The 13,655-nt window shown below is 33.7% G+C and carries 8 protein-coding genes; 4 read left to right on the forward strand and 4 right to left on the reverse strand.

The window, feature by feature from the left end; all coding sequences use genetic code 11:
• Positions 1–25: 25 nt before the first annotated feature.
• The 4 genes from Q0787_RS11095 to Q0787_RS11110 all read right to left on the reverse strand — a co-directional run bounded on the left by Q0787_RS11095 (position 26) and on the right by Q0787_RS11110 (position 5,950).
• On the reverse strand, positions 26–1,075 hold the full coding sequence (locus Q0787_RS11095) for a nucleoid-associated protein (RefSeq protein ID WP_298902714.1): 1,050 nt from the start codon (positions 1,073–1,075) through the stop codon (positions 26–28).
• A gap of 121 nt (positions 1,076–1,196) precedes the next feature.
• Positions 1,197–2,756 (reverse strand): OmpA family protein, encoded by a 1,560-nt coding sequence (locus Q0787_RS11100; RefSeq protein ID WP_298902716.1) that lies wholly within the window; start codon positions 2,754–2,756, stop codon positions 1,197–1,199.
• A gap of 125 nt (positions 2,757–2,881) precedes the next feature.
• On the reverse strand, positions 2,882–5,320 hold the full coding sequence (locus Q0787_RS11105; RefSeq protein ID WP_298902717.1) for a ribonuclease HII: 2,439 nt from the start codon (positions 5,318–5,320) through the stop codon (positions 2,882–2,884).
• A 27-nt stretch (positions 5,321–5,347) separates the two neighbouring features.
• The gene (locus tag Q0787_RS11110) at positions 5,348–5,950 is read right to left on the reverse strand and encodes a ribonuclease HII (RefSeq protein ID WP_298902719.1); all 603 of its coding nucleotides are present in this window, start codon (positions 5,948–5,950) and stop codon (positions 5,348–5,350) included.
• Between the two features lie 203 nt (positions 5,951–6,153).
• Between Q0787_RS11110 and Q0787_RS11115 the strand changes: the two genes are divergently transcribed.
• The 4 genes from Q0787_RS11115 (at position 6,154) to Q0787_RS11130 (ending at position 13,579) form a co-directional block, all read left to right on the forward strand.
• Positions 6,154–9,195, forward strand: coding sequence for a SusC/RagA family TonB-linked outer membrane protein (locus Q0787_RS11115; RefSeq protein WP_298902720.1), 3,042 nt, complete (start codon positions 6,154–6,156; stop codon positions 9,193–9,195).
• Between the two features lie 12 nt (positions 9,196–9,207).
• Positions 9,208–10,701, forward strand: a complete 1,494-nt coding sequence (locus Q0787_RS11120; RefSeq protein WP_298902721.1) for a RagB/SusD family nutrient uptake outer membrane protein — start codon at positions 9,208–9,210, stop codon at positions 10,699–10,701.
• Between the two features lie 18 nt (positions 10,702–10,719).
• Complete coding sequence (locus tag Q0787_RS11125) at positions 10,720–11,487, forward strand: hypothetical protein (RefSeq protein WP_298902722.1); 768 nt, start codon at positions 10,720–10,722, stop codon at positions 11,485–11,487.
• 112 nt (positions 11,488–11,599) lie between these two features.
• A complete protein-coding gene (locus tag Q0787_RS11130) occupies positions 11,600–13,579 on the forward strand; it encodes a putative porin (RefSeq protein ID WP_298902723.1) in 1,980 nt (659 codons plus the stop codon).
• Positions 13,580–13,655: the final 76 nt, after the last annotated feature.

The raw sequence follows: 13,655 nt of genomic DNA on the forward strand, positions 1-13,655 counted from the left end.
TTAGCTTAAAGGTAGTAAAAGTTACTTAACCTTCTTCATTGAAAAAGACCTTGTAATAGTGCATTTTTTTGTCTTCATCGTAACCCCGTTCTAAATACTCTGCTGAGGCATCTGGAGCATCAACATCCAGTTTTATTTGAATATTGGTGTCGAGCTTGATTTCCGTTTTAATCTTCTGCTTTTGTTTTTTTAGAACTTTTTCAGAAACGTCAAATTGATTTCTAATCAGCACATTATGGTCGCTTTCGTATGTTTTTTTATAATCTTCGAAAAGCTGAATAGCGTCTTCTTTTTCAAAAACGTCTTCCTTAAAAGATTCGATATTCACAACTTCATGTTCCTTAAAGAAATCGACTGTTTTAGCCAAGAAATTACTTTGTTCTTGACCGCCAAACTGTGGCTGCATCACATCTTTTGAGAATTCCCGACACATTTCGATATAGTTCTTTGTATGTTGGTTTGAATCATCGGGATATTTAATGTTTAAAAAGCTCTTAATCCAATACTGCGCATCGTAGTTATTATTATCTACACTTAAAACTATTTTGCCTTCGGTGTCTGCTGCATTTAAAATTAAAACCCCTTTATCTACTTTTTTAGTGGCGATTCCTTTTTGGGTAATAATGTCATAACTCCCCTGTTCTAAATAGGTTTGAAAGAAATGGGATTTGTTTTCAATTTTAAAAATACCAACAGCATCTGTTTGATAATCTTCGTATTGGATATCATGAAAAAGACAAACTATAACGTCTCCAGTCTTTATTTGAGCAGAATTTGATTGCTCAAACAAATGCATTACAATATGCTTTGAAATGTCTACAAAGTCGGTGTCGTCTTGCAAAATTTGAGAGGCATAGCTGTTAATTTCATTGAGATCTATATTAGCATGATGATTAAATCTATACGACTCAGCAAGGCTTGTGAAAGGACGCAATAAATAAGGTAATATTAAATCATAACTTATTTCTTCAAAGTCTATAGGTTGCTCTGAAAATGCGTTTTTGGTGCTATTAAATTTATTCCCAACTTTGTGTAAAATACACTTAGAAATTGATGCTTTATTACGTTTGATCATGACAAAAATTTTGAGCCACAATACTACTAAATTTTGTGGTTAATAAATACAAAAACGCCAAAGAAAACTCTTTGGCGCCTTCATAAAGACTGAGGCATCGATTTGGTTGCTTTAAATGCGGTTATTGCTTAATAAATTCTACACGACGGTTTTGGGCTTTTCCTTCGGTTGTACTATTATCTCCTACAGGTTCGCTTTCTCCTTTTCCATCCGATATGAGTCTGCTTTTGTCAATTTTATAAACTTTAACAAGGGCCTGTTTAACAGCCTCTGCACGCGCTTTTGAAAGCGCCATATTGGTGTTGTCACCACCGTCAGAATCTGTATGTCCTACTATTTTTAATTTTATGCTTTCGTCTTGCATTAATACTTGAGATATTTGACGAATAATGCCGTATGATTGGGTTTGAATATTTGATGATCCTGAATCGAACAATATACCATTTGTAGAGATTTTGCCTTCAGAAAGTAATTTGCGCCTTAAGTCGACACCACCTTCCGCAATTTTTAAATTTTGAATAAATATAAATTCTTCGCCATCTTTAAAACCGTAAAGATTAAATTTGAGATAACCAATAGATGCGGGATCATAAATTAATTGGGGAATATCAACATACTTTTTCTCGTTTACCCAAAGTCTAAATCGTTTTTTGTTGACAGCAATAGAAATATGGGGCTTATTGATTACCGCTTTTCTTATATCTGCCGTTAATGTTGCATTAATTTTTTTGTCTGAGGGATCGGTGTTTCGCACTTGAATTCCGAAAGCTCCATATTGTCCAAAAGGGATAGTTACAAGAGCGTTTGTACGACCATCGGAAAACCCATTGTTGTCGTCTAAAACTATATATAGTCGTGCGGTTGAAGATGTTGGGCTGCCAACGCCTTTAGTTAGTATATCAAACTCAATAGTATATTCTTCTGGTAGTTTATCATCAATTAATGGAAGATATTTAATGCCGTAACCAGATTTTAGCTGAAACCAATTTCCTTCAGCCTTATTCGTTTTAACCACTTCACCAGAACCATTTGTATTCCATTTAGATGGGAAATCACCTATGAAATCTTGAGAAAAGTCGTCAAAAAACAAGAGTTTGTCGCCTGGAACGAAATCGTATTTACTTAATATTTCTAGATTGTCTGAAATATTGCTGTTAGCCTCTTCTTCACTATTGTTCGTGTCTTTGGTGTTGCCCGAATCTTCAGTTGACGATGAGTTGTTATCTGAATCTTCAGAAGTGTCGGTTTTGTTGTCTTTCTCTTCTTTCCGTTTTCGCTCTCCTAACAGGAGTTCTTTAGCTGTTTTTATGCTATATTTCAAGGCTTTTTTAGCTCTGTTAATTTGTAATGTAGCTTTCCCTTGTTTAAGCACATTTTGACCATCTAAATCTGATAGAATATCTGGGGCACTGTCACTTAAAATAGAAAGATCTTCCAATGCCTCCTCTAAAACATCAATATCTTCATCATCTAATGGTGTACCTGCGGCTGCATAACCATCATATTTGTATACTTTATCATAAATATCGAAAGACTCCCTAACAAAATTATCAACGCTAGAGATTCCAACACTACTTTTTGGTCTTTTAATTTTTTTGGTTTGCGCATGCGATAGGGGAAGAATAAATAGAAATAAGAAACAGGTAAGAAGGGGTTTTGAATATATTGATTTATATTCCATGAGGTTTATAACGAATTGATTAATAGCGAGTTTAAAGGTAATTAATCATATTCAATTAGCAAAGAACGATGTATAAATAGTTACTTTTTGTGTATAGTTGGTTAAGGAATGTTTTAGGCTTTTTATTAAAATTCGTAAACAATTATAGCATCATTATCACCCTTTGTAATAACTTCTAAAGCATTATCTCTATCTATGTTATTTAATTCTAATTGAGAGTTCGCATACACAGGGAAATTTCCAATTGGTTTGGCTTGACTATCGAAAAGGTAACCTCTCTTTGATTGAAGATCTGTAACCGTAACATATATTTTATTGTTGATATAGAAAATTTTTGGAGCTGTATAATCTCCAAAATCTAATTCAATGGTTTTGGATTTTATCGTCAGTTTATTATCGTTAAGAACAACAAGGGTTTTGCTCGTTGTCGAGATTTTGTGGTCTGTATTAGCATTGAGATTTTTGTGGCTTACATGTCCAGATTGATTGATCTCTATAAGTTCTCCATTAGTGTTTGAAGTGGTAAATTTATTATTGTAAAGGTAGATTTCATTATCTGAAAAACTGATGTTTTCTTTGGCTGTAATTCTCTTTTTGCCAACACGATCAAGGATCTCAATTTTGTTGCCGTGAGCAAAAACGATATAGTCTTTACTTCCAATTCTGAAATGTTTAGGTTGAGAGGTGATTGTGTTTTCTGAAGACTTATACTTAAACCCTTCAACAATTTTTCCTTTTTTGTCATACATCAAAACAGACTTACCTTGAGTAATCATTAGTCTGTAATTTTTTCTTTTATCGTAATCAAATACAGATACAGGTTCCGTTATGTTGTCGTTAAATTTTAAAGGAAAAGCGCCTACATCTTTGCCGTTTCTATCTAAAACATAGAGTCGTTTTGTAGTATTGAATACCAGTTGTAATCGCCCATTTTTATAAGTGTCTATTTGATTAACGTCTCCAAGAATTGGGCCTTCAAGTTGTTTTTTCCAGAACACTTTTCCTGTATTAGAAATTAGATAGAGGTTGTTTTGTACATCTTGAACCACAATGTCCATTTGATTATTGGTGTGGTTTTTTAATAACTGCGGTTTTGATATTAAGTCCGAATCAATGGAAATATTAAATTCTTCACTTACGCTGTTATAACTAGCTTTTCTTTTTTGAGTTTTAAAAACGGCATTAACATGCGCGAAATTTATGTCGTAAACATATTGTATTGCAGACGTTTTAAAACGAGATATGTCTAAGTTTTTATCGTCAGTAAAATTTGCGTTTAAAATGTTGTTTAGCTCTGAAGAGTCTCCAAAAATTAATAAAGATGCTTCGTCACTAAGGTTTAGTTTTAGGTTTTTGTAAGACGAACTTTCAGATAAAACTAAATTATTTTGATAGGCCGAGATAATTGATTTTAGAACATCAACTTGATCCGAAAAAATAAAGAAGTCGTCAATATTGATATAGTGCGTGATTGATTGAGGTGTTTTTATTAGTGGAGAAACATAATTTAAGAACATGTCAGAACTGTTCAGTTGAAATAAATTGATTCCTCTATAGGTTTCAGTCGTGACTGTAGAATTCAAATTGTCTAGAGTAGAGATTGCATCAATCGATCTTAAAATGATGGTACTGGTCTCATTATCATGATGTACAGATCCAATTTCAACAATGTTCTGATATACGTCTGCATAGTCTTGTATAGAATCTTGAAATTTGTGTGCTATTAAATTTTCTTTGAAAACATCATAGTTATCAAAAGTGATACTTGAGAATCCAGAAATGTTTACTGGTAAAATACGTGCGATTTGATTTTCTTGAGGAATCGTATTCCTGAAAATGTTTATTAGGCTCTCAGTAGAATCTGACGCTTTTGTAATGCCGTTCAATAGAATTTCATTTTGAGAAATGTCACTATCTATAAGTGTATAATTCGAAAACTGTAAATCGTTTGTTACAGCGTTATTAAATATGGTAGGTTGCAACTGGTCTGTCTGGTGATTAAAAAAAATGGAAACCATTTTTTTGGAATCGGAGGTTTTAAAAATTGTTTCTAATTCGGCATTGACCTGCTTCTTAGGTTTAGCATTTTTAGTTGTTTCCAGAACATTTGAAACAAAAAGCACACTATCTATAATGGTGCTATAAAAACGTTTGCCATTAAAATTTAATTGTCTAACCTTTGAGCTTGTGTCATAAAATGTTGAGTCGATTTGGAGATTTGGGATAGAATCGAGAGTAATGCCGTTTTTTGATAAAGGCGCTATAAAGCTAATTTCCAAACTGTCATTTTTGTCCTTGGATAAGGCAATTAAGCTATTGGTGTTATCTACATTATATATAGGTATAAGTTGAGCGTCAAAATTTTTGATGCTGGTATAGCTCTTCACTGCTTGTATTAAGGTGTTGTTTTTTAATCCATTTTCTAAACCTTCCGAAGAATTAATCTTTATAATGATTTGCGAATTTTCGGGAACAAGGGATAATAAACTTGTAGATTTTGACTTAGAATTTTTGCAGTTATATAATATGGTACAGCAAAAAAAGATGAACCAGACTTTTTTCATGTAATAGATTTTTACAAATATAAAAAGTTACAGGTCTAATTTAAGTTGTTCTGGTAATAATCTAAAAGATTTTCTATGGTACTTCGTTATACCATATTTTTTTATTGCAGCGCGATGTTCTTTTGTTGGATAGCCTTTGTTTTGTTTCCAATTATACATTGGGAATTCTTTATGTATGCATTCCATATATTCATCTCTATATGTTTTAGCTAATACCGAAGCGGCTGCAATTGATAAGAACTTACTATCGCCTTTAACGATGGTCTCATGTTTAATAGAGCCATATGGTTTAAATCTATTACCATCTACAATAATAAACTCAGGAGTTGTGTTTAGTTGCTCAATAGATTTATGCATGGCAAGTATGGAGGCATTCAATATATTGATGTCGTCAATAGTATTTGGGAAAATATGAGCATAGGCATGTGTAACGGCGTCACTTTCAATAATTGGTTTGAGAATATTTCTATTCTTTTCTGAAAGTTGTTTGGAGTCATTCAATATATCGTTGTTGTAGGTTGGTGGCAAGATTACTGCAGCAGCAGTGACTGGCCCAGCCAAACAACCCCTTCCAGCTTCGTCGGTGCCACATTCTAAATTCAAATTGGAAAAAGATGATTTAAGTCTCAAAATGTTAAAGTTTGGACAAAGTTAAAATTTTAACGCAACCTAATTCATGTTTATGTATCTAATTACTAGTAATAACAAGGTTTTAGAAGCTAAAAATGGATTAAAGCTATTTAATTACTTGTTAACATTTTTTTAGTATAAATACTTGTTTATTTAATATATTATTAAGATGTTTGCGCTAGACTAACTCAAATAATTGTTTTATGAAATTAAAGTTAACATGGTTAATGACGCTATTTATGGCGTTTGTGATGCAACTCTCTTTCGCGCAAGAGAAAACGGTCACAGGAACAGTTACATCGGCTGTAGACGGATTTCCGTTGCCTGGTGTAAGTGTAATAGTAAAAGGAACTGCACGTGGAGTTCAAACAGATTTTGATGGTAATTATTCTATCAAAGCGAGTGCAAATGAAACTTTAGTTTTTACGTATGTAGGAACTAAAACTGTTGAAGAAGTTGTTGGAAGTAGATCTTCTATCAATGTTTCAATGCAGGAAGATGCAGCTGTTTTGGACGAAGTAGTAGTTACAGGGTATAGAACCCAAAGTAAAGCGACGTCAAGTGTTTCTCAAGTAAGAGTAACAGCTGAAACTATTGAAAACAGACCGAATGCGAGTTTTGTTCAAACATTATCTGGTCAAGCTCCAGGTTTGAATATTACAACTAGTTCTGGTCAGCCAGGTGGTAATTCATTAGTTCAACTTCGTGGTGTTGCATCTATTAATGGTAACACTGAACCATTATTTATTATAGATGGTGCTCCTGTTGATGAAGACAACTTTAGATCTCTTAACCCACAGGATATTGCGTCTATCGACATCTTAAAGGATGCTGGTGCAACTGCAATTTATGGTAACAGAGGTGCAAATGGTGTTATCATCATTAAAACACGTCAAGGTAATTTTGGAGAAGGACTTAAAGTAAACTACAATGGATATGTAGCTTACAGTACACTTCAGGATAATGATTACAATATCATGGATGCTCAAGATTTACTTCGTTATGAAAGATTGAGAGGAAATGGTGCTGGTGCTGGTAACAGTACAGGTGTATTTAACCCTGGTGCTGGTTCACCTTTAACAGATGCTCAAATTGAAGCGGCTCCTAATTTCGACTGGACAGATTTCTTTTTCCGTACAGGTGTAACACAGAGTCATACTTTATCATTAACAAGTGGTAGTGATAATGCATCTCAATTTACTTCTTTTGGTTTTCAAGATACTGAAGGGGTATTACAGGATTCAGATTTAAAACGTTTCAACTTAAGAACAAACGTTACTGGAAAATCTAGTAATGACAAATTTAGATATGGCGCTAACTTGAGTATTAACTACTCTAAGTCAAATGAGCCAAATAGTATTGGTAGTGGAGCGATTAACAGAAACTATGTACTAGGTGCATACCAATCTGTTCCTTACATCTCTACTGCAGATTACTCTAATGGTGCAGATTTATTATCACCATTATCATTTACAAACACACCTTTATTCTTATATGATAGATTATTAACTTATACTCGTTTCGAGGAAGAGGTTAAGGCTATTGGTAGTGTTAATTTTAGTTATGATATTACAGACTGGTTAACTGCTGGGGTTGTATTATCTGGTGATTATCAAAGTGAGTTCTTAACTCGTGCTGAAGGACCAGAATCGTTTAACGCGATTTTATTCGGTGGAGCTGAAAACCCAACTTCTGGTTTCCAAGATCAACAATCAACAAGACAGTTTGCTTACAACCAAGTAACATCTTTAAACTTTAACAAAACCTTTGCTGATAAGCATACGGTTGACGTTGGATTATATACTGAGTACTTTAAGGCTCACTTCAGAACTTTCGGATATAGACAAAATGGTTTAGATCCTAAAACGTTCTTCCCTGGAGATGGTAGTGGATTTATTACTCCTGCAAATGGTTTATTCGGAGATTTTGCTAATGCAAACATCTTAAACGCAGGTTTATTCTCTTACTTCGCTTCTTTAGATTATGATTACGATACAAAGTATGGTTTCTCTGCGACTGTTCGTCGTGATGCATCTTACCGTTTTGCTGGTTCTAATAGATGGGCAACTTTCTATTCTGTTTCTGGTCGTTGGAATATTTCTAACGAATCATTTATGGATGATTCAGCAATTGACAACTTAAAGTTAAGAGCATCTTACGGTACAGCGGGTAACCAAGATATCGTTGGATTAGGATACTTTGGAGGTCCAGATTTAACTGAAGATTTCTTCGGAACAGGTCCTGGATACGGAAATGCTAACTCAATTGGTTTAGCTCAGTTAGGTAACCGTTCATTAGAATGGGAAACTGTTACACAAACAAACATCGGTATTGATTTCGGTGTATGGAACAGTAGATTACGTGGTGCTGTAGATGTATATGAAAAAGAAACTTCGGATCTTTTCCAAAGTACACCTTTATCAGCTACAACTGGTGTAACTCAACAAAATGCAAATACAGGTTTATTATATAACAGAGGTATTGACTTTACTGTTGACTATGATGTATTTAAACCAAAAACTGAAGGTGGTTTCGGAATGTCTGTTGGAATCGTAGGTAACTACAATCAAACAGAATTACAAGATATTCCAAATACTGAAGGTGAAATAATCGGTTTAGGTCGTAATGGAGGTATCTTATTTGAAATCTTTTCTTTACGATATGCAGGTGTTAACCCAGCAAATGGTAACTTACTTTACTTAACTGCTAATGGTGATGTTACTGAAAGTCCTGATGCTGATACTGACCGTGTATGGTTAGATAAAAACTTAACTCCTGAGTGGAATGGTAGTTTCAAAGTTAATTTTGATTACAAAAACTTCTTCTTACAAACTCAGTTTAACTATGTTCTTGGTGTAGATCGTTTTGACAATGATTACGCTGGATTTATTAACGCAGATAACGTTGGACAGTTTAACTTCTCTAGAGATATCTTAAGAGAGTGGACTCAGCCAGGTGATATCACTGATATTCCTTCTCCAACTGCAACAAACAGAAACTCTTTTGGATCTGACCGTTTCTTAAGAAGCGCTGACTACTTAAGATTACGTTTTGCAAGTTTTGGATACAATGTTCCTGCTAAATTTTTAGAGAACACAGGTATCTCTAATGCAAGAGTATATGTAAACGGAGAAAACTTAATCACATGGTCTGAATGGAGAGGTTTTGATGCTGAATCTAACGGTGGACAAAGATCATATCCAACTCCAAGAACAATCTCTGTAGGATTTGAATTAGGATTTTAAAAAAAAACACACATGAAAAAATTTAGTAAAATATTATTTGTCGGACTCTTAACTATAGTTATGGGTTGTAACGACGCAATTGATATCAGACAACCAGGTAGACTTGATGCACAAAATGCATTCCGTTCGGTTGATGATTTACAGCAAGGTTTACTTTCTGTATATAACCAGTGGGATTTAACTCCTGAGATCGCTTTCGCTTCTAACTTTACTGATGAGTTATCTGTCGGATTTGATAGTGGTGGACAAGGTTTTGCATTATATGACTTTGTATTAAACGCAGGAAGTGTTGCGGCTTCAAATTTTTGGGTACGTAACTATAGAGTAAATAACAGAGCAACGCTTCTTATTGAAGCTGCTGCTAATATTACTCCTGAAGCTGATGAACAAGATCAGTACAATAACATTTTAGCTCAAGTATATGCAATTAGAGCATATGCTAACTTAGAGTTATTAACTTACTTTAGTCCAGACCCTACAGATGACACAACTTTAGCTGCTCCTGTGGTTGATTTTGTAGCACCTTTAGATTACCAGCCATTAAGAAATACAACTGGTGAGATGTGGGATTATGTTAATGCTGATTTAAATACGGCATTAAGTTTAAGTAATGTACAGTCTAATGCAACATTTATTTCTACTGATGCTATTAACGCAATGAGAGCGAGAGCAGCATTAACTAGAAAAGATTATGGTACTGCTCAAACATTATCTAGTCAATTATTATCTGCTTACCCATTGGCTAATCAAGCGCAATACCAAGCAATGTTCTTAGATAATGATAATACTGAGATTATTTTCAAATTAGAAAGAGTTGTAAACGGTCCTTATGATGGACAAGGAACTACTGGTTCTGTTACAGCTGGAGGATGGGCTGGTGCTCGTTTTGCATTCGTTGATGCAACTTTAGCAGGTTCTCCTTATTTTGAAATGGACAGAGGTTTATTTAATTTAATTGATACTGACGATGTGAGATTTGATGTGAATATCGCTCCTACATCTGTAATCAATCCAGATTATGCTACAGATCCAGATCCAGTAAATACTGATATCTTAGTGATTCAAAAGTACCCAGGTTCTGAAGGTAGACCATTAATGAATGATTTAAAAGTATTTAGATCTTCTGAAATGTTATTAATCCTTGCTGAATCTAGAGTTGCAATTAGTAACGATTTAACTGGTGCGGCTACATTGATTAAGCAAATTAGAGATGCAAGATTAGGTTCTGCTCAACCATTACCATCTTATGCTTCTGCTCAAGAAGCTTACGCGGCTATCTTAGATGAAAGAAGAGTAGAGCTTTGTTTTGAAGGATTCCGTTACAAAGATTTAAAGCGTATTGGAGTTGCTGCTAACAGAGGAATTGATAGAGATCAGACTGATTGTACGACACAAAGTGGTGCTTGTACATTAGCTGCTTCTGATTTTAGATTTACTTTACCTATTCCAATTATCGAGATTAACGCTAATGCTGGAATTGGATCGCAACAAAATCCTGGTTACTAATCAAAAATTCTTATAATTATGAAAAATAATATATTAAAATTAACCCTTGCTTTATTAGTTGCGTTTTCGTACACTAGTTGTGAGGAAGACCTTATAATCTATGATGCAGATGGAGGTCAAACAGGACTGTCTTTTGCAAGAGCTTCTCAAACTGTTGAGTTCTGTGCTGGAAGTGGTACTGTAACTGTTGAGTCTACGACTAGGTCTAGCTCAGATAGAACGATTTCTATCAATGTAAATTCTGAGTTAACAACAGCTATGGCGGCAGAATATACTGTTGCAAACTCTGTAACAATTCCTGCAGGTGAGTTTGTTGGAACGACTGTTGTAGATGTTAACTTTGCGGCTATCCCAGAGGGATCGTCTAGAGTGTTAGCCTTAGATGTAGTTGCTGCAGATGGAAGTGTTATTAATACTAGAGGAACAACTCAATTGTCATTCTCGAGTGCATGTACATTAAACGAGGTTAAATTTGACTTTATCTTCGATAACTATCCTGAAGAAACTGCTTGGCAATTATTTGATGCTGATTCTGGTGACTTTATCGATGGAGATACTGGATTTGGAAACTATGATGATTTAGAGACATTCTCTGTAACATTATGTATTCCTGATGGAAACTATGATTTCGTAGTTTTCGATCAGTTCCAAGATGGTATCTGCTGTGCATATGGTAACGGGTCTATCAATGGTAACCTTATAGCTTGTGATGGAAACACTGCGCTATTTGATCAAATTGATGCTTTCGGAGCTAATATTGTTAGATCTTTCTCAGTAGGAAACTAATCATATATTACATATAGATATAAAAAGCGACCAAATTGGTCGCTTTTTTATTTTTTTTATGATTTCCTTATTCTAGAATTATTAATTTGCGCCTTAATTGAATTTTAATAATATGCTTAGATCATATATTGTTTATGTCTTTATCTTCTTTTCTATAAGCACATTTTATGCCCAAACTTTGGAGCCTAATAAGAATGTAAAAGCTAACAAAAAAATCTTGCAACCAAATACTTTAAATGATAGTGTAAGAACCAGAGGTAAAACCAATAAGGTAAATAGTAGTGTTGCTAAAATTGAGCAGTATAAAATGTATGACCTTGATGGTAATATTGAATTAGTTGATACATCATTAACCATACAAAAGGAATATAAATTTAATTACTTACGAAAAGACAATTTTGGATTGATAGCATTTGCTAATCTAGGACAAACGTATAATCAGCTTTCAAGGGATTTTAAAGGGCATAGATTACTTCCAGAGTTTGGGGCTCGGGCAAGGCACTTTAATTATATGGAAGTTGAAGACATTAGATATTATGAAGTACCGACACCTCTAACCGAATTATTTTTTAAAACTGCGTTTAAACAGGGGCAACTCCTTGATGCTTTTTTTACGGTGAATACATCAAGAGAGTTTAACTTTTCAGTTGCATATAAAGGTCTTAGATCTCTTGGAAACTACCAACACACCCTTACTAGCACTGGTAATTTAAGATTTACCACGAATTTTAAAACTAAAAATGGTAAATATGCTGCAAAGGCTCACATCACGACTCAAGATTTGATGAATGAAGAAAACGGAGGATTAAGAACTGAGGATTTACCTAATTTCGAATCTGGTAATCCAGATTTCATCGATAGGGCAGTTTTCGACCCTAATTTTGAAAATGCCGAAAATATTTTAGTTGGAAAGAGATTCTATTTGAATCATCAGTATAATCTGATAAGAGCTAAAGATTCTTTAGGTAGCACATTAGCGATAAAGAATATAATAAATTTTGAAGATAAATATTTTCAATATGACCAAACAACTAGTAGTGTCAACTTTTTTGGCGACTCCTTTAATCAGAGTAATATCAAAGATAGAGCAACATTAGAGAACTTTCACACTGAGTTGGCAGTAAATTATATTCAACCTGTTCTTGGTAATATTGATTTTGGTATTGGCTATAACGATATTAATTATGGCTACGATAAGGTGACTATTCTGAATAATGAACAAATTCCCAATAGAATAAAGGATCAAATTGTTAATCTAAACGGAAGCTATTCTAATCAGTTCGGTAATGTCCTATTGAACTTTGACTTTGGTTTTAATGTGATTGGCGACTTTGAGGGCAGTTATTTTTTAGGTCAATTACAATATAATTTGAATAAAGACATAAAGATTGAAGGAGCGGTTGGAAGAAATTCTAATGCTCCAAATTATAATCTTTTACTTAATCAAAGCGATTATATCAATTATAATTGGAATAATATTAACACCTTTAGTAATCAAATAAATAACAATATTTCAGTTAAAGTTGTTTCTGATAAGTTTTTCAATGTTTCTGCACAGTTTACGACAATTGATAATTTATCTTTCTTTTCGACAGAAGGAGAATCTAATGTAATTAAACCTAAACAATTAGACCAATCCATTAATTTATATAAAATTAGACTTGATAAAGAATTTAGATATGGCAAATTTGCATTAGACAACTCTATATTATATCAAAATGTGAAAGATGACAGTAAGTCGCTTAACTTGCCAGAACTTGTTGTTAGAAATAGTTTATATTATTCAAATCACTTTTTTAAGAAAAATGCATTATTTCTTCAGACAGGAATAACCTTTAATTATTTTACGGATTACTACATGGATGGTTATGACCCTCTATTGGCAGAATTTTATACTCAAACCCAAAGTAAGATCGGTGGATTTCCAAGACTAGATTTCTTTCTTAATGCTAAAATAAGGCAAACTAGGTTCTTTTTTAAGTTAGAACATTTCAATGCTTCCTTTACAGGTTACGACTATTTTTCTGCACCAAACAATCCTTATCGTGATTTTAATGTTCGATTTGGACTAGTTTGGGATTTCTTTTTATAAAAAAAAGAGGTTTGTAAAGCGTTCATTATAAGGGGTTGTGGGGTTTGAAAAAAAATAGTTTAAAAAAAGCTTGAAA

It is taken from the genome of uncultured Psychroserpens sp. (assembly GCF_947492715.1).
Taxonomy (GTDB): domain Bacteria; phylum Bacteroidota; class Bacteroidia; order Flavobacteriales; family Flavobacteriaceae; genus Psychroserpens.

Coding starts and splice junctions, on each gene's coding strand:
- Q0787_RS11095 (WP_298902714.1), bottom strand. CDS start 1,075: ATGATCAAACGTAATAAAGCATCAATTTCTAAGTGTATTTTACACAAA.
- Q0787_RS11100 (WP_298902716.1), bottom strand. CDS start 2,756: ATGGAATATAAATCAATATATTCAAAACCCCTTCTTACCTGTTTCTTA.
- Q0787_RS11105 (WP_298902717.1), bottom strand. CDS start 5,320: ATGAAAAAAGTCTGGTTCATCTTTTTTTGCTGTACCATATTATATAAC.
- Q0787_RS11115 (WP_298902720.1), top strand. CDS start 6,154: ATGAAATTAAAGTTAACATGGTTAATGACGCTATTTATGGCGTTTGTG.
- Q0787_RS11120 (WP_298902721.1), top strand. CDS start 9,208: ATGAAAAAATTTAGTAAAATATTATTTGTCGGACTCTTAACTATAGTT.
- Q0787_RS11125 (WP_298902722.1), top strand. CDS start 10,720: ATGAAAAATAATATATTAAAATTAACCCTTGCTTTATTAGTTGCGTTT.
- Q0787_RS11130 (WP_298902723.1), top strand. CDS start 11,600: ATGCTTAGATCATATATTGTTTATGTCTTTATCTTCTTTTCTATAAGC.